The sequence below is a fragment of the Sutcliffiella halmapala genome (assembly GCF_050107295.1).
In the GTDB taxonomy this organism is placed as follows: domain Bacteria; phylum Bacillota; class Bacilli; order Bacillales; family Bacillaceae_I; genus Sutcliffiella_A; species Sutcliffiella_A halmapala_A.
Window position 1 is genome coordinate 41,020 of record NZ_JBNIKR010000003.1, and the last position, 22,854, is coordinate 63,873.

Genomic DNA, 22,854 nt, shown 5'->3' on the forward strand with positions numbered 1-22,854 from the left:
CTCCAACAACTAATTCATGATTTTTTTCAAATAGTTTCTTACTTCTTCTTGCAAGTCCGATCTTTCAAGGGCAAATTCGATTTGCGCCTGAATAAATCCAAACTTATCCCCTACATCATATCTTCTGCCTTTAAAATCATAAGCTAATACTGCATTCAGGGTATTCAATTTGTTAATCGCGTCTGTAAGCTGTATCTCGCCACCAGAGCCTGGTTCTTGGTTTTCAAGAATATCAAAAATATCTGGAGTCAATACATACCTACCCATTATTGCCAAATTGGAAGGTGCATCCTCTTTTTTCGGCTTTTCTACTAAAGAATGGATATCATACACATCTAAACTCTTTTCCTTTGCAGGCGAGATGATCCCATACTTAGATACTTCCTCGTCAGGTACAGTTTGCACCCCAACGACAGATGACTCGTATTTATCATATACATCTATAAGTTGTTTGAGACAAGGCACTTCAGATTTAACGATATCATCCCCAAGAAGAACAGCGAATGGCTCATTCCCGATAAATCTGCTTGCAACTGAAATAGCATGCCCTAATCCTTTTGGCTCTTTTTGGCGAATATAATGAATATTTGCCAGGGATGATATTTCTTGTACTTCCTTGAGCATTTCCATTTTATCTTTTTTATAAAGAGTTTCTTCCAACTCGTAAGATTTATCGAAATGATCTTCAATCGCTCTTTTTCCACGACCACTTACAATGATAATATCCTCGATACCTGATGCTACTGCTTCTTCAACAATATATTGGATAGTGGGTTTATCCACAATAGGAAGCATTTCTTTAGGTTGTGCTTTTGTTGCAGGTAAAAATCGGGTACCTAAACCTGCAGCTGGAATAATCGCTTTTCTCACTTTCATATTTACACCTGATTTCATATTAGTTTTTATAATATTCTTTGTACCAACTAACAAACTTTCCTAATCCTTCGTTGAGACTGGTGGAAGGTTTAAATCCTACTGCATCTGTCAGGTCTTGTATGTCTGCATATGTTGCTTCGACATCCCCTGGTTGCATTGGGAGATACTCAATATTTGCTTTCTTGCCTAAATGATTTTCAAGGATGTGGATGAAATCCATCAAGTTTTCAGGTTGGTTATTTCCAATATTGAACACTCTGTATTTTGCTTTGCTGTTATATCCGTTGTCCAATTTTGCGACTGTCTCTTCTTCAGGGATATTATTTGTTAAACGGACAATCCCTTCGACAATATCATCGATGTAGGTGAAGTCCCGTTTCATTTTCCCATCATTGAATACCTTGATAGTTTTTCCTTCTAAGATATTTTTCGTGAATGAAAAATAAGCCATATCCGGACGTCCCCAAGGACCATAGACGGTAAAGAATCTTAGGCCAGTCACTGGGATTCCATATAAATGACTGTAAGTATGAGCCATCAATTCATTGGATTTCTTAGTTGCTGCATATAAGCTTACCGGGTAGTCAACCTTATCTTCTACAGAGAAAGGCATCTTCGTATTCGCTCCATATACAGAACTAGAAGAAGCATATATAAGATGCTTGATATCATGATGTCTGCACGCTTCAAGGATATTAAGGAAACCGTTGATATTGGAGTCAATATAAGCATGCGGGTTTTCTAGGCTGTATCTAACCCCTGCCTGTGCTGCCAAATTGATTACAGTATGGATGGAATGCTTTCCAAAAACATCAAATACATCTTCTTTATTAGCTAGATCCAATTTATAAAAAGTGAACTTGTCGTTTTCAAGTAAATTCAATCTATCTTCTTTTAATTGAACGTCGTAATAATCATTGACATTATCCATACCAATTACTTCTATTCCTTCTGCAAGAAGTCTCTGTGTCAAATGGTATCCAACAAATCCCGCAGCTCCTGTAACTAAAATCTTCATTCTTACACCTCAATCTAAATTTTTGTTTTCTGTCTTGGATCAATATATTTACTGTATTTCATCAATAAACTTGTAATAAAAGATGGCAAAATACCCAATAATATCGGAATGGACACAGCCATCAATCTATCAAGAGGATTACTTTTTATTTCCCTAGTACCTCTCCAGCGTATTTTCGCATCCAACCATCTATGTTTTAACCCACGTTTTTTCGCATGATTTGTGATAACTCGATATAACATCAGATACTCAGGAAGATTTGCCATTTTATAGCCTCTTCCAATGAAACGGAACCAAAGGTCTATATCCTGGGCTACTCTATAGTTTGTATTATACCCTTTAAGCGTTTTAAGATGGTCCGTCTTCATGATAACAGAAGGATGAATCATTGGACTAGCTTTAACAATAACCTTTCTGATGTTTTGATGATCAGTCGGTACTCTTCTCTCTTTGATGAAATTACCGTTTTCATCTATATCTTTGGCCCATGTACCAAGAACACTCACATCTGGATTATCAGCAAGATATTTCATTTGTTTTTCTAATCTTTCCGGCATACATATATCATCAGCGTCCATCCTCGCTACAAAAGGAGTATCCACTGAGTCGAGAATTTCATTTAAAGAAGAAGTCAATCCTGTATTAACTGAATGTACATTTATAAGTTCAAAGCGATCATCTAGCTCACACCATTTTTTAACCTTTTCCAAGGTTAGATCTTTTGAATTATCGTCGATTATCTTAACTTTAAAATGCTTATATGTTTGATTTGCAATACTTTCAAAAGCTTCATCAATTGTTGTATCACAATTAAAAGTAGAAATCATAAAAGTCACTAATGGCTTTTCCATTCTAATCCTCCAAGCTAATAAAAACTGCTACTATAACAGCTAGAGATTTTTCCAAAAAAAAGGCGTTTAGAATGTATCTATCCGCCCTGTATTAACTATTAAATTCTTCTTTGAGGTATGGACCCCACAAATACTTTAATTTTTCGGATAAAGGTTAATAAAGGTCTATAGTTATTATTTATCAAAGATAACTTTTCTATTAACAATTGAATAACTATCAACAAGCCTAAGAATATAATGGCAGCACCTAGCAGGTTCGCTTTATAGAATGAAATTGCAGATATTGCAAAATATATTGCTATACCATAAATAAATAATACAGCTTTTCTATGAGTGAATCCTACTGCTAACAAGCGATGATGCAAATGATTCTTATCCGGAGACATAATAGCTTGATTATTTAGTTTCCTCCTGATTATGGCAATTAATGTATCTGTTATTGGTACACCCAAAATGATAATTGGAATGATGAGTGTAACAAAAGTTACCTGCTTCAATCCAATCAAAGAACCAACCGCTAACAAATATCCTAAAAGCAGTGAACCAGTGTCACCCATAAATATTTTTGAGGGGTGAAAGTTAAAGAATAGGAATGCCAATGTGCTTCCCATAACAGCCAATGCTAATAATGCTACCATCGTATTGCCGATGATCAGGGCCATTGTAAAAATAGCAGAAAAAGCAATGATTGAGACGCCGGAAGCCAATCCATCCAGGCCATCAATTAAATTCACTGCATTTGTAATCCCGATGATCCATACGAGTGACACGACAAAAGCAACAATCCAGCTGATTTGTATATCCCCTGAAATGAAAGGGATCGTAATTACCTTGATTTGAATTCCGTTTAATAGCACAACCAGTGCAGCCACAAGTTGACCCAATAATTTTATAATTGGTGATAACTCAAATTTATCGTCTAAAAATCCAGTTATAACAATAATAGTAGCACCAAGGATGATGCTCATGGGTAATGTAACACCAACAAAAATTGTTGAGTATAATATAGCGAAGATAAATCCACCATAAATCGACAAACCGCCTAAACGTGGCTTGCTTACTGTATGGACTTTTCTTGCATTCGGTTTATCTACCACACCAATTTTCTTGGCAAGTTTGATAACTGCTGGTGTCAGCAATAAACTTACTAAGAATCCTACTACAAACACGATAATGTAATTTACAATAGTCATTTACACACCTCTTTTGCTGACAATCAACATTTATGCATTTCACTTTTGTTAAGCAAAATAATCATAACACAGGTCCTGAAAAGACGTCTACTATAATAATTTAACAAAGTGTGTACTTCTATTGTGCATATTTACAACTTTTTTTAGTAAAGCAAGTATTGGTATATCAACATTTTACACCGATTGAAAGGACTAGCTGCATGTAAAAAAGCCCTTCCAATATGGTTTCAATCACTTTACATTCTTGTTACAAATTTTGACGTCAACATTCTCCCCTCGATATTTCACGACAATTATTGATGCATTTTATTTTTCTTTATATTCTCTATACCCACTTCTTTTTATTTCATTCTCAAATACAGAAATAATCATCGAAGCAAATAACACGAATACCATCTTTGTCATGATTGTTGTTGTGATAGATCCCAAAAACAAAAATAGTAGGGAGAAAACAGCAAAACCTCGCACTTCAGGTTTTTCAAAGAGATATTTCCTTGCTCTGTAGTAAAAAACAATAAATGGAGTGGCAAACATCACATATCCAATCACACCGAATTGCATGATTCTCATTACCAGCTCACTGTCTATGTACCTAATGTTAAGGGCCTCCAAGGACTCTAAAGTGATTCTTCCGCCAAATAGTCCATTTATCGGATTAAGCCCCTCCAAGAACCAGGTATACATTTTCATGCGGTGTCCAATTGAATGACTCCTGAATTGGCTTCCACCTGCAACCAAGTCTTGAAAAGTGGTAGAAATCCACCAGTTAAAGAATGGATTAAGGAAAAATAAAGCTACAAATAATAATATAGTGGAAAGGCTTATCAACGAAAGTCTTTTAACAATAGACTTCCAGTTATTACCTTTTAAGATGAAACTTCCACCTTCCAGGATGATAATTGTTAAAAGGGCAGCCCGACCGCCGGATATTCCGGCAACAACAAGAGTTAATAGAAGGTAAAGGTATTTATATTTTGGTTCCTTGATGGAAAGGTACTTCCCGATGAAGTAAATAAGAAAGCCGTATAATCCGGCATGAACCAGTAAACCCGAAGGTCTTGCCAAAATGGCGGTAATCGCGGTTGATGGACTTGCAATATTACCTTTTGCGTACAAATCATAATATACTTTAATTATATGGGCAAAAGGAGGAAAAGCTTTTACCAATATAACTAAAATTACATTGACATAAAAATAAATCTTCAATAATTCGTGCGTATATTTAATTTTAGAAAAAATAGGAATCAACATTAAATACATGATAGGAAAAACAAAGTATGATACATCCTTCAGTGAAAGTGAACCTTTTATGACTGCAAGAAAAAGCCCATGTCCTATAAAGTATACTGCACTAATGATAAGGGCAACGAGGTACTCTTTTGGAAAAGTGTTTTTCAAACTATTCACTGATAAAGGAAAAACTTTTTCTCTATTGTGATACATATAAAAAATTATGCCGAACGGTAAAAACAAAATGAAAGGCATATTAGAAATTGTTAGTATTGGAAATAAGAGAATCAATAGTACACAAACTATAAACCACATAATAGCCTCCAGATTTTTTCTAAGTTAGTTAAAACCTATATAATTTTATCATACCCATCTATTGGTTGATACATTTTACAAATAAAAAGGACTTTACGTATGTACGCATGTCCTTTCTATCCTAAAGATTCTGTTCATCTTCAAAATTATTTTGCATATGTCAGAATCGATCTCCAAAAATCATTGATATGACTATCTGGGACCTCTTCTAGCTTTTTCTCTATTTGTGTTGTTTTTCCACTTGTATAAAGATCATAAAGTTCTCCCATGATTTCTTTATCATCCATGAAGTCAAGTTGGTTGATTTTCGCTTCCCAATCCAATCTGGAGTTTGAATAAATGGCAGCATATTCAGCAGCGTTGGTCTTTTCACCAATCATCCATTCGGCTAAAGCTATGTGAGCAACCACTAAATCACTTTGAAATTCTTTTACATAAAGGCCGTCAACCATTTCTCTCGCCTTTTCGTAGTTCCCCTGACTATATTGACTTTTAATATAAAGAAGTTCCACAAAAAGATCATATTGATCTAATGACAAGTACTCCCTATATATCCGCTCTACATCATCCCAGGATTTAGTGTAATAATAATACTCCATTAAATCACTGACCACTTCAATATTCGGGGATAATTCCGCCAATTGAATTAAATATGGTTTTTGCTTGACCAATTGGACTTTTCTATCATAAGTTTCTTCGTAAATATTCAAGGAGCGCACCATATTCAATGAATGAACATCTTCTGGGTTCTTATCGATATTCTCTCGATATCTATCTAAAGCCCCACTGATATCTCCTTCTAAAAGGACTTCATCTGCTGCACTCAAGTCATTGTGAGAGATTTGGAAGTAAGGGAGGCCCGCTTTTGCATCTTTTTGATACCCATTGCTTCTTGCCAATAAATTTCCTTCCCTGTCATATGCAGTTACATACCAATAAAAAATGGAAGAAGGATTGGAGAAACCAAGTAGGGCTTTTTCGATGTTGGCCGCGTTGTTCTTTTTAACACCAAGCCGTTTCAGGCGCATTTCGTCTTTGCTTATTTCCAATTCATTTTTTCTGACGTCAGAAAATACAAGGGTGCTTGTGCCTGAACCCTCCAACCCAAAACTGATTGCATAGGAATAGGCCCCAGGAACTTCTTCCCATCTTAATTTTAACTCTTCCCCAGTTACTTCTTCATAATTGATAGGGGTGGTCAATGTTATGAGGGGGTGTAATTCCACATCAATTTCATTGTCCTCTCCATCCCCTTTTATCTCAACTGGATAGTTTATCTGGGATTGGAAGCTTTCATCATTAAGTTGGGTGTGATCCACACCGACTACCAATTTATATTTTCCAGGTAGTATATCTTCAAATTCAAATTCACCATTTTCGTCTGTCATCGTTCTATATTTTAATGCTTGAGTGAACCCCATTGAACTATCAGGATGCTTCACAAGGTATACACCCACATCATGAAGTATTTCCTCATTAAACTTTATCGATCCAGAAACAGAGCCAGGTTCCTGTTTAAGGTTCATCATTTCCTTTAGACCAGAAAGACTCTGTAAAAAGGAATCGTCTGCCTTAATTTCGTTATCTTCCAAATAGCTATCTATATCATCCAGTGTGTCTAATGCTTCGCTTTGTTGATTCATTCTGGCATTTAATTCCACTTTGGTCTTTGATAAACTCAAATAATAATTGATTCCATAAGGTTTTGCCAATAAAGTTTCAATAAAACTTAGAGCTTCTTTCATCTTTCCATCCGTGATTTGCTGTTGTATGATCACTTGCGAAAGACCCGCACCGTTTGTTGGGTCTCCCTGATATCTTTCATAGGCGTCCATCAACTGAGACTGAACCTCTTCTGTATTATTCTTTTTCCAGCCTTCCGCATTTAATATCTTGGCCACCTTAACCACATAACCGCCATCTACGTCAGCGTTTTTCAAATAATACAATAAATAAGGATATTTTTCCTCCAAGCTAATAAAGTCTACTTCTTTCTTAACTGGAGCATTAATGTTTGGCGGGGTAAGGAAAACTTCATTAAATTCTGAATAGCTCTTTTGAATCATGAAGGTCTCAATCAGCTGAATTTTCTCTTCTTTATTAATCCTTTTACTCTCCAATAGGTCAAATAAACGCTGCTTACTTTCCGGGCTGCCTTTCGCAATCTCCTGTTCAATTTCTCTTGCCTCAATTTCAGGTTGAAGCATATAGAATGTAAATGAACTCAAAACAACCAATAGGAGGATGATTAAATAAAGCTGTTTACTAGAAATTTTAATCTGCATTTTTCTTTACAACCCCTGAATAATTAGTTTGCCAGTAATTATTTACATCAACTTGAATTAATTGATCAACAGGTTTGGGCGACTTGAAACTTTCTGTGGTCATTGGCATGAGTATTAAACATAGAAGGGTTCCAACAATTATTATACAAAGTGTAGTAGCCGTTACTCTTGAAACCGTTATTTCTTTATTTTCTTTAAAATTATGTATGTTCTTTTTAAATCCATCTATTGCCGGTGATATGTTTTTTAGCATGTTTTTTCCTCCAGAGAAGGTAATTACTTTTCGAGACTTCCTGTTCATCATAAATTTTATTGAGTAAAAATACAACATCTCTAATAAATACTTTATATGGAAAAGGCTGAAAACCATATGGGGTTATCAGCCCTCTTTGAAAAATAATACTTTAATAGCTTTTCACCTTAGAAATTGTATATCTATATTTTCCCGAAGGTGCTGGCGGAATATCATCTGTAAATTCAATTTTCACCCGGCACTGATTACCCATTACCAATTGGATTTTCTCAATCATTTGATCGAGGCTTGTTTTATATTTAGTCATCGGGTCTTCTGTATTGTCTTTAAGTACTATCAGTATTTTCACCAAGCTTTTTTCCTCTTGAATTACTTGGAATTTTTTTATCCATTCATCGAAAAGCACCACTCCCACTATATGGATAAAATACGTCGGGTCCACTATTCCCCCGTCTTCCCTAACAAATACATCTGTAGTTCGGCCTGTTATTTCTTTAAAGAGCGGTAATCCTCTCCCACAACTGCATTGCTTGTCAGACCAAACAGCTAAGTCACCAATCTTATATCTTAACAAAGGCATGGCAAAGTTGGTTAGAGAGGTGACAATCACTTCACCAGTTTCTCCCGGACTTGCAACTGAACCATCCGCTTTAACAAGTTCAACATGGTGGGTACCTAAGGAAACATGTAAGCCTTCGTGTTTCTCGCAGTCACATGCCATATCGGCAACCTCTCTGGAACCATAACGGTTAAAAACCTGTGTCTTAAAAGCACGTTCTACCGTTTCGCGCATATGTGGATATAAATTCCCAGCGGATGTCATAATGGCTTTTGGTGAGTGCACTTTCAAATCCTCTTTTTCAACTAAACGGGCCAATTCATAAATACTACTTACATAGGAGGTAATAAGGCTGGGTTTATATTCATTAATTCTATCGACGTAATTTAACATATCCTCGGATGTCATTTTAAATGAATTTAACCAGATCTCATTTCTGACAAAATTTATCAACCTTACTTTAGCAGATTCTTTACCATGAAATAAATCTCTCTCTGATCCCCAAAGCAAAGCTTTTCTGTCCCCTACTTCATATCCGGCCCATTTATCAAAAATCATTTTATTTGCTCGATTATAATCTTTATAATAACGGTCTTGAATTAATTGAACAGGCTGACCAGTAGAGCCTCCTGAAGAATTTTTATACCATTTTCTTTTATCTAAATCGGATGATTTCATCTGATCAAAGTTTTTCTTAATATCTTCTTTTGTTAAGATAGGGAGATTAGAGAAATTTTCAATAAAAATTTCACCATTTTCATTGGCAACCCCACTATCCAATAATTTCTCTTTATAATACGGAACATTATCAAAGCAATGTTTTACCAATTTTATTAGTTTTTTCTCTTGCACTGCTTTTATTTCAGCTTGGCTCTTCCATTGCAGGTCTTCCAACTCGTTGATAAATGTTAGTGTATCGCTCGTTACATTTAAGTTTGTTTTCCATAATCCATTTCTCCAGCCCATAAACTACACTCCTCCTTCAACCCTATTGTTTTGACGATTCTTAACTAAGTAAATGGCCCCAAGTATAAGGACAAGATTGAAAATTGCTCCCGCTATACTATATAACGCAATACTTGTTAAAGCAGTATAATATAAACCTCCAATTACAATAGTTAAAGTTCTAGCGGCAAAAAGTAAAATTTCATAATACATTAGATACTTTTGATAGCCGTATACTTGTATCACAACAAAAGATGGCGAGTTGACAAAACCAATAAACAACCACAAAATCATCCATTGCGCATATCCTCCCGCTTCATACCAGTTACTCCCTAGTGCAAAACCGAATAAAGGTTTACCCCAAATAATAATGATGATTGATGGTATAACTCCAAGAGCAAGAAGTCCCAGCGTAGCTTTTACCAATAATCGATACACATTTTCTCCATTATTAAATGCAGTAGAAGCTCTTTGAAGGAAAACTTGTTTTACAGACTGGGCTATTAAAGTTATAGGCATATTTAAAAGGCGGTGTGATAAAGAATATAGTCCTACCACTTCCGGCCCGAAATAGTATGCTAGTAGGAATGCAGGTATATTTTGTGATAAAGAATTAATAAATGCTTGTGGTGCACTATACTTCGGAAAGTCTTTGTATTCTGCTGCAACTTTCTTACTTTTTTCGACACTTATACTTTCTTTTACCGAAACTTTGTAATTCTTTATAAAATGCATAAGCAACGTGATAAAAGACACTATATGTCCCACTACATATCCAATGACTAATCCTAATGGAGTTGCGCTAAGAAGCCCCATTGGAATTTGGACACCTAATGTTCCTACTGACCGAAGCGCTTTTGAAGAAGCAACTCTTCCAAAGTGTTGCTTTCTAGTATACCAGTAATTTAAACTTTGAAAAATTCCGGAAGCAAATATACTAATTGGCAACCACCATAGCCAAGGTTTTAATTCTGGGGAGTCCATCGCCCGAGAAAACATATCACCGAACAATAGAATAAGTATGATACTGATAAAAGTAGTTAAGAGAACACATATATTAGAAATCCATAATACATTTGCTGCATCCTCTTCCTCTTTAGGCAGCACAATTGCCAATTCATATCTCCAAGTCGCTATAACAGATAATACAATCACTATAGAAGAAAATAATGTAAAAATCCCGAAAGCTTCCGGATCATATAATCTACTCAGTATCGGGGCAGCCGCTACTAATAACCCTTGAGAAATGGCGGTACCGGACATTAGCACTGCTACATTTTTAGCAAAAGAACCTTTTTTCAATTTTCCTTTTAACACATTTAGCACCTTCTAAAATTATAGGAATATTCATCTTGCTTATTATAGTACAAGTAACCATTATTTCATAAAAATAAATAAAAACGAAACAATGAAGTAAAAAAATGTTTCCTTACATCTTTACATATCGTAAAAGTCCCCTTGCTATACAAAGGGACCCTGGCATTCTTTTCGCTATTTCTTATTAATCACTTCAGAATAGATTTTTTGATAGTTTCTTGACATGACTGTAGAACTCAGATGGTTATTGATGATTGCAATGGCAGCATTCCGATAGGTTTCATCCTCGTTGGCTACCCCACTGATAAGATCAAACTTTCCAATGAGTCCGGATTCACTTCCTGTTTCAAAGAGAAAACCAGCTTGATCGTCGTACTCAAGGATTTCTTTATGGGGATTGATATCAGAAAGACAAGTCGGCAAGCCGACAGCCATCGCTTCCAGTACGGAGTTAGGCAAGCCCTCTGCTTTAGAGGCAGAAACAAACCAATCAGAAGCTTTCAGATAATCGTCTACATTCGAAACACGACCAATGATTTTGATATTCTCATGGCCCTCTGCCAATTTTTCGCAACTTTCTCTTAATGGACCACCACCCACAAAGAGTAAAATACTTTCCTTGGCTGCTTTACTTTTTAGAAAAGACTTAATGACCAACTCCGGATCTTTTCTACTGCTGAGATGCCCAACAGAGATAATGATTTTCTTGTTTGCAGGTAAACCAAGTTGCTGCTTCAATTCATCCTTTACGGTCTTGTCCACAGGACTAAATTCTTCGGTGTTTACTCCATTTTGAACTGCAGTTAATTGCAAACCTTTTCCTCTTAGGTATTCCGCTACACTCTTGGAACAAGCTACTGGCTCATCTATCTCTTTTAAGACTTTCATTTGGACATTAGCCATGATTGTCCCCATGAATCTCCCGTAAGTCATTTTATAGTCATAATGCGGATAGTTTCTGATAGTAGTGATTCTTACATATTTTTTTAAAGAGAACGCAGAAATGACATCGGCCCTAATGCCCTGTGTCTGGACAATATCTGTTTTATTACTTTCTAGAATCTCTTTGATTTTGGACACTGCCTTGAAACTTTCGTTTCTGGATAATTTCAGTTGATGGACTTTTATATCATTTGCCAAGTATTTATCAATAAAGGTTTCTTCCGGTTCCGGAGAGAGCGTAATAACCTCAGCTTGAAATTTTGTTTCATCTAAATTCTTAATTATGTTAAATAGTTGATTTACTGGACCACTTCTTTTTAAAGTGGAGACAATATAGGTTATCTTAATCATAGTTCTCCCTTCAAATATCATCACAGAAATTCCGTGAAGGTATGAAAATGCTTTTACATTTTACTTTATATTATTTAATAGGCATAGATTGCGTTATTATAAATAAAAAATTCACTCTAGGTTTTATTCTGATTAGTTGACTGTAGTACTGATACATATTTCAACAAAAAAGGTGGTAGGAGAAGGGCTACCGCTTTTACATTAGGGTAATAGTAGAAGCTTTTACAAGTAAACTTCAATGAATAGAAGTAACTTGTACGATGAACCGCTTTGGAACAATGTAAAAAGCGGGAAGACATAAATCTCCTTTTTAGGTGATTCTCATTTCCCTTCAAGATTTCATTATATTTTTCAAATAAATATTTTAACGCCTTATGGTGATTTTCACTTCGACCACTGATTTGCGTATTCGCTTTTTTAGAAATAGTATAACGGACATTATATTTATTATCATGTGCCACTTTAGTTATCCTACAACATCTTATCCATAGGTCATAGTCCTGCATGGCTGGAAGATTATCATCAAAGCCTCCCGCCTTTTCAAATACACTCTTTTTTAGTGCGACGGACGAAGTGGTTCCTATATAATTGTCTTCTAATATTTTGGGGTAAAGGTTACCAGATGCTATAGCGGGAATCTTTCTGATCACTTTGTTCCTATTAGTATTATAGACAACCAGTTTCCCCGAATACACCAATCCAACGTCGGGGTTTTCTGTAAAAACCATCAACTGATCCTTAATTTTATCGGGTTCCCAATTATCATCATCATCCAAAAACATAAGAATATTCCCTGAAGCGCGTGTAGCTCCAAGGTTTCTTGCATAGCAAGCACCCCTGCTTTTTTCGATTTTCACTGTTATTATCTTGTAAGGGCTTTGAAAGCTTTCTAAAAAAAGCTCCGTTCTCTTATTTTCACCATCAATAACCACAATAACTTCGTCTGGCTTTACTGTTTGCTCGTTAATACTTTTTAAGGCTAGGAGCAAAAGATTCGGTCTATTGTGTGTAGGGATGATTACAGACATCTGATACATTTGCTTTCACCCTATCCCTTCATTTCTTCTAACCTTTTTAGAAAAAACATTTCGTATTTATCTAAAACATATCCAGCTTCCATTTGTTTTAGGTGATGGTCAATCATAGACTGGTCATGGGAAGATAATTGTGTAAACTGATCAATTATTGCAGATGCCAAGGCATTGATATCCCCGACGGCAACTAACCTGCCTAACTCTCCACCCTTTAGTATTTCTTCAGGACCACACTTACAGTTAGTTGATATGGCTGGAACACCTAAATGCAAAGCTTCGACTAAGACATTCCCAAAACCTTCCCATTTAGATGTTAATACAAAAAGGGTGGCTTTTTTTATGTAAGGATAAGGATTTTGTTCATATCCCCGGATATCCACTACTTTTTCCAATTTTTCCTGTTGGATAATACTGATCATTTCCTCTTTGATAGTGGATTTCCCATCACCTAGGATTATTAACCTCGTCTTCGGTAAGACAGATTGAACCTTCGTAAATGCATATAATAGTGTGGGATAATCCTTTGCCTCAAAAAACCTTCCAACAGCCACAATAGTATTATATTCCTTATTTTCCAACCAAGGGTGAGTAATTGGTTCCATTGCTTTTCTTTTAAGAGTTTCATCAATAACTGGATTATAGATAACTTCTATTATATCACTTGGAAGCTTCAAGAACTCCCCCGTTTCCTTAGCAACACACTGAGAGACAGCCACAAAGCCCTTAGCTCTTGGAAATAATCTCCGCATGATCAATGGATAAAACCCATGTATGAAGCTTCTCGGTTTTACTAAAGATAGCTTCAAATTAGTATGAAAACTTATTATATGACATATTTCTTCCCTGGACAGCCTCACAGCTAAACTTGCTACAATATTAGCATTATCCAAAGCTGATAGAAACACATGTGGTTTACTATGAATTAAATATTCACGTAATTTCCATATACTTAGAAAGGTTTTGGGGGCAGCTAAATCTACAATATGTACTTTTGAAGAAACGGTCGAAATTAAAGATCCCTTTTTATTCACCAGCACCAGATCAACTTTATATCCTTTTGCAGCAAACCCATTTGCTAAAGAAATGATAACCTTTTCTGCCCCACCCATCGTAAGTACCGGTATAAAGAAGGCAATATGTTTCATCTATATTCATTTTCCTTATCTAGCTTTTCAAAGCAAGTTTCACTATTAATCATTATAAGAAACCTCTTATCTTTTTATGATTTTCCTACTCATTTTCAATACTCTTTTCCGGGCATCCAAAATGTTAAACAAAACTCCCGCTATCCCAAAAGCTGATACTCCCACAATCAACTGGACAATCAATATAACCGCTCCTGTCCTTTCGTGTAATGGCCATAGCGCTATACACATGATACAGGAAGAAGCCACTATCTTTATAAAGTTCAGTAAAGGGAATGGCAAAGAATCAAATTGAACGTGCACAATGATCCAACTGAGTATAACAGCCACAGCATACGCTACTACTGTAGCTATAGCCGCTCCTTCCAATCCATAAACGGGTATTAATGTAAAATTTAACACAACATTAATAACGGCAGCAATAACTACCGGAAAGATCTGCAGGGCCGTTTTCTGTTTAAGATGAAACATAATATCAACGCAATATAGTTTAAATCCTTTCAAAAATGCCCCGATTGTTATGTATGGAATTAAAAGCATTGCATCCCCACGAAATGATTTCCCCAAGAACAAATGAACAATATTAGGTGAAATAAGGATAAACCCTGTTACAGCCGGTAGAGCAATTAAAAAAAGAAGGCCAGTATTCTTTTTGACTTGTTCGAATGCTGCACTCTCGCCTTTCTCTTCCATTATTTTAATAGCAATAGGAAACGCTGCAAGATTAATGATCATCATTAAAGTAAAAATGGTCTGCTCAGTTAAGTCATAGGTTACAGCATAAATCCCTGTCGCACCTGAATCTAGTAAATAATTAATAATAAGCCTATCAGAATTATGAATGACTACCCCCATTAGTAAAGTGATGGTTAAAGGCATTCCATACTTTAAGAACTTCTTTACATAATCTACACGGAAATAGTCTGGCTCCACAGTCATTTTCCAGTATTTAAATGTTGGGTATAAAAGTGTGATCCAAGTGCCCATGATCAAGCCGATAAGAAGCCCAATCTCTGCAAAGCCTGCAAAGATGAAAGTAGTCCCCAGTAAAAGTCCTAGTGTCGTCCTGCTAAATGCTAACCATCCATATGATTTCGGTGACAGCTTTGCACGCATCAAACTCAAATTAACACTGTTCCAAGACTGTGTCCAAGAGAGTGTCAACGTAACCATTATTATAATAGGAGAAAATTCAGTATTTTTAAAAAACAACATGACGACCGCACCAATAATGAATGTTGTGATTACTAGTCCAATAAATGATATCTTAATGGTTTCAAAAAAGCCCAAATCGTTTTTTAATTGGAGATAGTAACGGAGCAAGCTTAGCTTAATCCATTCAAATAGAACGGCATTAACTATACCAGCAATAGCAAAAACTAATGCATACATCCCATATTCTTCAGGAGACAATAGTCTAGTAAAAATGGCAATACTGGCAAAGCTTATTATTGCAGGGACACCATGGGACAAAAAGTAGGCAAAAGCATGTCTAGAAGACATTGTTAAATTTCCTCCCAATCCAAGAACAAATCAGTTAATTCTATACTATTATACATAAAACAATCATTTACTTAAACTAGTTGCTTTGATATAAAGCAGTATCTACCTTGTAGGTTCTGTTTTCAATTTCAGTTCAAGAAAATTGGGGCTGACTCATGAAAAGACAAACATAATTTAATCAAATATCCAGAATGGCGATATGAAGCTTTTAACGAAAAAAAGAGGAGAGTAACTTTACGTTACTCTCCTCTCACATTTAAATCTTAGAATTATTGTAATAAATCTTTAAGTTTGTTGTAGATGGAATCACTAACCGCATATTTACCACCAAGTACAGCTACGTTAGCCACATTGTTATCGACTAAGTAGTTTTCAACGGAAGGATCCAAATCATTACCTACTAGTAGGATTCCACTATCCACTGCAGCCGCTAAAGCAGCACCTGATAATGCATCAGCAAATTGTTTACCCGTTGCTACGAACATTCCAAGCTCTACATTAGGCTCGAAGTATTCTGCAACTGCTACGCTTGTTTCATAGCGAGTATTACCAGCAATGCGCTCTGGATTTGGAAGATCACTCTCCACAGATTCAGAAACTGCTTCCACTCCACCAATAACTAGAGCTTCAGTTGCGCCTAGCTCACTGATGGTATCGCTAGTACGCTCAGGTAGTTCATTTGTAGCAGTCAATAAGATAGGCAGGTTGTTAGCACCAGCATATGATGCAACAGAAAGAGCATCTGGGAAGTTCTTGCCATTAACAACGACAACAGCATCAGAACCTTCCGGAGCAACTTCGTGTGCAATTTTAGCAGCTGTATCATAACGTGATTCACCAGCTAATCGCACAACCTCAATCTTACTATCAATAGATTTAACTTGAGCATCAACTTCAGACCCGATCGCTTCATATCCACCTAGGATATAAACTTTCGTGGCTCCAAGTCTGGCAATCTCTTCTTTCGTTACATCTTCCAACTTGTTAGTGCGTGTCAATAATACAGGTGCATCATATTTGGCAGCCAATGGTACACCAGCTAATGCATCCGCGAAGTTATCCCCACGAGCCAATACTACCACATCAGAAGATTCAAAACCTGCTTGGCTGATAGCTACTGATGTTTCATAACGATTTTCGCCTTCAAGACGGAATATTTCCCCGCCGTCAGTACGATGGATCACGATTTCTTCGGTAGTTGTATTACCTGCAAGGTCCACAAGCTTTAATTCAAACACGTTTTCACCTGGCTCAAGAGTAAGCTCAGTTGTTACTTCCGTGCTGAATGGTACCATATTGTAGCCAGCCATTTCATTGTAGAACTCTTCACTTCCATCAATGAGGAATCTTAACTCTTCAGCATTATCAGAGATATGTGTAGTCAGCTCAACAGTCTCTGTTTCACCGCTAACTCTTGTTGGAACATCCACTGATAATTCAGGAGCAGTTGTATCAACAAAGATCATACGGCTATTTGTTAAAGAATGTTCGTTTCCAGCTTCATCAACTGCAACTATTTCAATTGGATTAGCTCCATCTTCAAAGGTAACAACTGTTTCAAAGTTGTAAACAGAGTTCTCTTCATCCCATACTAATTCTGTTGCTTGTCCATTAACTGTGAATTCTTTGATTTCTGTTTCATCTGTTACAGTACCAGCCACTTTAACATCACTAGTGTCATGGATACTGAATGTTTCTGGAGTATTCACTGTAATGACAGGATTGCCTCCATCCACAGCTCCAACTGTAGCTTCAGAATAGTTTCCAGCATAGTCAACAGCGATAACAGTGACTTCACTAGAAGCAGAAACAGCTTTGTCAAATTTGTAAGATGTAGCATCCGCTGCTAGAGGAGTTTCCAGCACCGACTCACCATCTACCAAAATATCAAAGTAAGAAACACCGGAACGTTCGTCGGTAGCCTCAAAGTTCACAGTGTACCCATCAACGCTTGCAGATACTTCAGGTGCAACTGTATCTACGATTACTGGTACTTTTACAGATTGAGGTGCTTTTCCTTCAAAATCGACTGTCGTTGCGATTTCAAAGATATATTCGCCATCTGCTGCTACTGTGTTCTTCACTTTTCCATCCCAACCATTTTCAGGATTTAAGGTGTAATAAGCTCCAAGCCCACGATCATAGTAATGTTTTCTAACATCTTTTTCAGATTTGATTTTACGTAGTGTATTTCCTTCACTATCAAGAACTTTGTATTCAACTAGTTTAGCATTACGCAAGAATGATAATACAGGAATTGCCTCATCATTCACACCATCACCATTTGGAGAGATAGCGATTGTTGCATTGTTAAATGTGTCAGCAGCCGGATTATATCCTAAATAGTTGTAATCATCACCAGCGTCTGCCACCATTCCAGAAGTGCCATAGAATGATTTGCTATCATAAACCATACCATCAATAACCGGAGGCTTGCTCCAATCACCTTTGTAACCTACATATGGTACTGTTACTGTTGGATTAGAGTCATTAACATCTGTTAATTGTACAAATCCTTCCACAAAGTATCCATTTGCAAAGATTGCTTCTAATGGTTCATTATACATCCAATCAATTGTATCAGTTAAGTCCACTGTCACATCGAAAGTTACGCTTTCACCAGCAGGAACAGTAAGTTGATCTGCACTGAAGGAAATTGGATATTCACCAGTATAAGGAGCTTCCGCAGAAATTGTACCATCTTTGAAAATCCCTTGAGCTTCAATCAAATTATTTCCATTTAAAGCCATATCAGTTTGTACAGTACCATCTACATTATACGTAACAACTGCGTCTGATAGGTTTTCAACGTTTAAAGTAAATGTTGCAACGTTACCTTCAATTTCTTTCAAGGCAACCTTTGCTTCATTTGTAGTAGCCTCCGTTACAACAACAGGAGTGCTAAGAGCTGCATCCAGCTTCATTAGTCCAGCACCTTGTCTACGTGGAGAGTAGAAGGAGTTAATTTGGAAATAATCATTGTAAAGACCTTTATCCACAACAGGCGTACTAGTATTCATTAGAATATTTTTCGCCAGGTTTACACGGTCTTTTCCTTCAACATCAAAATCTTCGTTGACACGCTGTAGAACAATAGCTGCCCCACCAGCGACATGTGGTGCCGCCATTGATGTTCCACTTTTTACACCGTACTCATTATTTTGAAGAGTGGAGTAAATGTTTCCACCTGGAGCCGTTATTTCCGGTTTAAAATCCAGGTTAGGCGTTAGACCCCATGAAGTAAAGTCAGACATCTCACCTGCAGTTGGGTTTGGAGCTGTTGTTAATTCTCCAGTAAATGTAATATTCACTTCCACGCCTTCTGCCAATTGAGCTGCTAACGCCTCCCCATTGGCTTGTAACATGAACAACTGTGGAATGTTAATTTCATCTGTAGTTTGCATGTTTACATAACCGGTTGAATGGTTATACACAATTACACCAGCCGCACCAGCGTTTTGAGCATTTAATGCAGTGTCAGTAAATGTATTCCCACGTTTAACAAGTGCAAATTTGCCTGTAAAATCAATTCCTTCAAAATCAGCTTTCACACCAATTCCTTGGCCGCCAACATGAAGTACTTCATACGTTTTAGTCTCTAAATCATTTGGATGTACTTTACTTGCTGATAGGAACGGTGCTAGACCTGACTCCTCACCATCAAATTCATAGGAAAGTGCATCAAGATCGATAAAATTATTTTCTAATGAAGCTACTTGTAGTGAATCATAAGATAGTCCCGGGGCACCAACAACACCAATATCAGGGTTGGATGCAAATGGGGCTTTAGCTGATCCATTTGGATTCAACCATCCATTACCAAGGTGAGCTGAGTTACCAGCGGAAATGGCCATTAATACACCATTTTCAACCGCTCTTGCGATTGCTTGTTGCTCAGGATTATTCTCATCAACGAAAGAAGCCGTTGATCCCAAGCTCATATTAATAACATCTGCACCTAAAATAATCGCATCGTCGATTGCTTTAATGTAGATATCTCCCCAAGTTGATCCCATGTTAGGGTCATTACCGAATACTTTAAGCGCCAATAATTGCGCTTCCGGGGAAACCCCTTTAATTCCACCATTTTCTTCATCACCGTTTGCAGCAACTGTACCTGCAACGTGCATACCATGATGGGAAGCTCCCGGACCTAGATCCAATACTTCCTGGTTTTTGTCCATATAGTTGTACCCGTAAGGCACTTTGGCTGTATGGAATTTACCCGGAAGTCCATTTTCAGCAATTGCAGCTTCTACTGATTCTTTCGAAAGAGCTGCCTTGGAATCATCTGTCAAAACAAAGTCTTTATGAGCTGGATCAATACCAGTATCAATGATACCGACAATCATCCCTTCTCCGTCATAGCCATAATTTTCCCAAGCTAATTGCGCTTCAATAATTTCCTTACTGTATTTCATATTTGGCTCTTGTTCTTCTGGACGCTGATATTCAACAGCGATTGTTACTTCCTTAACACCAGGAACCTTTTTCATTGCTGTGATTTCCTGGTATTCCACTTCACCACTGAAACCATTAAAAGCAGTTGTAAAGCTTTCCTCAACCTTAATGTTCAATGATGCAGAGTTAAGCTTATCTTTTACAGTCTGCTGCGTCTTAAGAATTTCATTTTGAAGATTCTCTTTAGTGGATTCAGATAATTCACTATATTTCTTACCTTCTTTAGTTGCATAGGTAATTGCCGGATCGCCATCCACTTCCACGATTACACGGACTTTGTCAGTAGCTTTATATTGCTCAATATGAGCATCTTCTTTAGCTATTTTCCCACCTTCAGGCAGGGCATTAAGCTCCGATCCATTAGCCTCAGACTGCGGAAGAGTAGGAATGGCAGGTGATGGTGCCGCTAATGCAGCATTAGAAAATACCAATAAAACAACCATGAGTAACGCTAAAATCTTCTTCACGTTCAATGTTTCTCCCCCTATCAAATGGTAAAAAAGAATGCTGGCTTTCTAGTACTAATAACTACAACATTATGTATTCATTTAGTAGACTAGATGACCAAGGTGATTTGTTTCTAACCTCCCCTATAAATTGAATATTTTACTATTTTAGTTTAGTTCCAATTTACTAAATAGTCAAACTATTATAGGTACTTTTTTTTACATTTTTCTTAACAATATTACAGAATTATTAACAAATTTATATATAATTTTCCAATTTAGTGAAATTGTCATATATCGTAGATTCAGTGTTTTATAAGTTTTCCTCTTATTTCCTCTTATTTCCTCTTAGAATTGTTATAGATAAAATCAATACGTCCGAAACGCATTTCAAAATATTAGAATATTATAGTAATATTTACTAATTACTAATTTTAAAAAAGAGGCTGGGACAAAACTAAAAATTGCTAATAAAGAAGGACAATATAGGTACCGGCTCTAAATACCTCTATTGATTTCCGTGCAAGACTTCGCTTTCCGCGGGTGACCCGTGAGCCTCCTCGGCTTCGCCTGCGGGGTCTCACTTTGGCCACTTCTCCCGTAGGAGTCTTCGTCTTACACTCCAATCAACCGCTGGTGTAACCTAAAACTAATCGAATACTTCAAAAAAAGACCCGAACTAATTTGATTTAAAATTCAAATTAGTTCGGGTTTTATTTAGACTAAAACACTTTTGTCCCAGCCTCTTTGATTCTGAATCTAAATTTAGTGAAGTCGTTTTGCCCCTAAATAACGGGGGTTAAAATAACTATTGGACAAGCTATGGATCGTAACGCCAGCAGTTGAACTTGCATGTATGAATTCATTGTTTCCAATATATATCCCTGCATGCGATGGACCTTCTTTATATGTGGTAAAGAATACAATATCTCCCACTTCAGGGGTTGAAACAGGTGTACCCGCTTTCCAAATATCCGCGGTGGTCCTAGGTAAAGATACGTCATGTTTATTGAAAACATAATTTAAATATCCACTGCAATCAAAACCGGATGGTGTCGTCCCACCCCAGAGGTATGGTACACCCATATATTCTTTTGCAGTATTGATAAGAGACGTCACATCAAATCCAAGTTGATTCTGCACAGAATTGGAAACGGCATTCGGCCCACCAATGATGGTTGCATTCGCAGGACTTGCCGATGACAAGATTTGCTGAACAGCATGAGGAATTTGATTTTGCTTCACCAACACGAGTGATGTATTCTGTTTTGCGGCAAGAACAGAACCAGTCAATGCATCTGCAAAGCTTTCACCAGTTGCCACATAAACATTGTTTCCAAAAGAGATGTTGAGACCATCGATAACATTGAATAGTGTTTGATAGCGGTCAGGTCCATGATATCTTTTAGGGCCTGGAATCTGACTGAAAATCTCCTTGGACACAACAGTTTCTCCACCAACCACGAGGGTGTTTTGGTAATTTTTCAATACTTCTTTCGTCCTATCGGGCAACTTATTTGTATCAGTCAGGAGGATGGGATATCCCTTTCTAGCAGCGTAAGACGCAATCGATAAGCTATCGGGAAAATTCTTCCCATATACCACTACTGCCGTATCAGCCTTTTTAGGCAGTTTTTCTGCAATTTTAGCTGCAGTTTCATACCGGTCTTCACCGCTGATTCTTTCCACGGTCAATTTCATATCAGAAATATCTTGAGCAACTTTTGAAGTAACTGCATGTTCCCCGCCAAGAATAATGACCTTTCCTGCTTTCAAGCGGGTGAGTTCTTTTTTTGTTTCACTCGGCAAATAATTCTTATTTGTTAATAGGATAGGGGCATTCATTGCATAAGCAAGCGGTGTACCAGTTAAAGCATCGGGGAATTGATCTCCCGCTGTAATGATAACGGTATCCGCTCCTGTGCTCCATCCCCTTTTTGATACTTCAACTGCGGTTTGATATCTATTCTCTCCACTGACTCTATCTACAGTAAGGCTGCCCGCATCTTTAGGTGAAGGGAAGGAAGCAAGGGCTAGCATTAGCATGAATACAAGTGCGACTATGTACCTTCGGGTAGTTATACTGTACATTTTTTCCTCCTATTTCTACCTTTTGTTACAGATTTATTT

The 22,854-nt window shown here is 36.9% G+C and carries 15 protein-coding genes; all 15 read right to left on the minus strand.

Features of this window, described 5'->3' with window-relative positions; all coding sequences use genetic code 11:
• Positions 1 to 9: 9 nt before the first annotated feature.
• The 15 genes from galU to ACQCT5_RS06280 all read right to left on the minus strand — a co-directional run bounded on the left by galU (position 10) and on the right by ACQCT5_RS06280 (position 22,815).
• Positions 10 to 876: a UTP--glucose-1-phosphate uridylyltransferase GalU gene (galU, locus tag ACQCT5_RS06210; RefSeq protein ID WP_499640559.1), complete on the minus strand. Its 867-nt coding sequence runs from the start codon at positions 874 to 876 to the stop codon at positions 10 to 12.
• Positions 877 to 895: 19 nt separating this feature from the next.
• Positions 896 to 1,894, minus strand: coding sequence for an NAD-dependent epimerase (locus tag ACQCT5_RS06215; RefSeq protein WP_499640077.1), 999 nt, complete (start codon positions 1,892 to 1,894; stop codon positions 896 to 898).
• 14 nt (positions 1,895 to 1,908) lie between these two features.
• On the minus strand, positions 1,909 to 2,745 hold the full coding sequence (locus tag ACQCT5_RS06220; RefSeq protein ID WP_499640079.1) for a glycosyltransferase: 837 nt from the start codon (positions 2,743 to 2,745) through the stop codon (positions 1,909 to 1,911).
• A 98-nt stretch (positions 2,746 to 2,843) separates the two neighbouring features.
• Positions 2,844 to 3,938 (minus strand): glycosyltransferase family 4 protein, encoded by a 1,095-nt coding sequence (locus ACQCT5_RS06225; RefSeq protein WP_499640080.1) that lies wholly within the window; start codon positions 3,936 to 3,938, stop codon positions 2,844 to 2,846.
• Positions 3,939 to 4,244: 306 nt separating this feature from the next.
• Positions 4,245 to 5,483 (minus strand): hypothetical protein, encoded by a 1,239-nt coding sequence (locus ACQCT5_RS06230; protein WP_499640082.1) that lies wholly within the window; start codon positions 5,481 to 5,483, stop codon positions 4,245 to 4,247.
• 146 nt (positions 5,484 to 5,629) lie between these two features.
• Entirely contained in the window at positions 5,630 to 7,768 is a 2,139-nt protein-coding gene (locus ACQCT5_RS06235; protein ID WP_499640084.1) for a hypothetical protein, read from the minus strand.
• Positions 7,758 to 8,021 carry a hypothetical protein gene (locus tag ACQCT5_RS06240; protein WP_499640086.1) on the minus strand — a complete coding sequence of 88 codons (264 nt, stop codon included), beginning with the start codon at positions 8,019 to 8,021 and terminating at the stop codon, positions 7,758 to 7,760. Before ACQCT5_RS06240 ends, ACQCT5_RS06235 begins: the two co-directional genes overlap by 11 nt.
• 151 nt (positions 8,022 to 8,172) lie before the next feature.
• Positions 8,173 to 9,546: a phenylacetate--CoA ligase family protein gene (locus tag ACQCT5_RS06245; RefSeq protein ID WP_499640087.1), complete on the minus strand. Its 1,374-nt coding sequence runs from the start codon at positions 9,544 to 9,546 to the stop codon at positions 8,173 to 8,175.
• Positions 9,547 to 9,549: 3 nt separating this feature from the next.
• Complete coding sequence (locus tag ACQCT5_RS06250; RefSeq protein WP_499640089.1) at positions 9,550 to 10,842, minus strand: lipopolysaccharide biosynthesis protein; 1,293 nt, start codon at positions 10,840 to 10,842, stop codon at positions 9,550 to 9,552.
• A 174-nt stretch (positions 10,843 to 11,016) separates the two neighbouring features.
• Complete coding sequence (locus ACQCT5_RS06255; protein WP_499640090.1) at positions 11,017 to 12,135, minus strand: glycosyltransferase; 1,119 nt, start codon at positions 12,133 to 12,135, stop codon at positions 11,017 to 11,019.
• Positions 12,136 to 12,251: 116 nt separating this feature from the next.
• Positions 12,252 to 13,172 carry a glycosyltransferase family A protein gene (locus ACQCT5_RS06260; protein ID WP_499640092.1) on the minus strand — a complete coding sequence of 307 codons (921 nt, stop codon included), beginning with the start codon at positions 13,170 to 13,172 and terminating at the stop codon, positions 12,252 to 12,254.
• An 11-nt stretch (positions 13,173 to 13,183) separates the two neighbouring features.
• A complete protein-coding gene (locus ACQCT5_RS06265) occupies positions 13,184 to 14,314 on the minus strand; it encodes a glycosyltransferase (RefSeq protein ID WP_499640094.1) in 1,131 nt (376 codons plus the stop codon).
• A gap of 66 nt (positions 14,315 to 14,380) precedes the next feature.
• Complete coding sequence (locus ACQCT5_RS06270) at positions 14,381 to 15,817, minus strand: lipopolysaccharide biosynthesis protein (protein ID WP_499640096.1); 1,437 nt, start codon at positions 15,815 to 15,817, stop codon at positions 14,381 to 14,383.
• Positions 15,818 to 16,086: 269 nt separating this feature from the next.
• Positions 16,087 to 20,745, minus strand: coding sequence for a cell wall-binding repeat-containing protein (locus tag ACQCT5_RS06275; protein ID WP_499640561.1), 4,659 nt, complete (start codon positions 20,743 to 20,745; stop codon positions 16,087 to 16,089).
• Positions 20,746 to 21,489: 744 nt separating this feature from the next.
• Positions 21,490 to 22,815 carry a cell wall-binding repeat-containing protein gene (locus ACQCT5_RS06280; protein WP_499640098.1) on the minus strand — a complete coding sequence of 442 codons (1,326 nt, stop codon included), beginning with the start codon at positions 22,813 to 22,815 and terminating at the stop codon, positions 21,490 to 21,492.
• Positions 22,816 to 22,854: the final 39 nt, after the last annotated feature.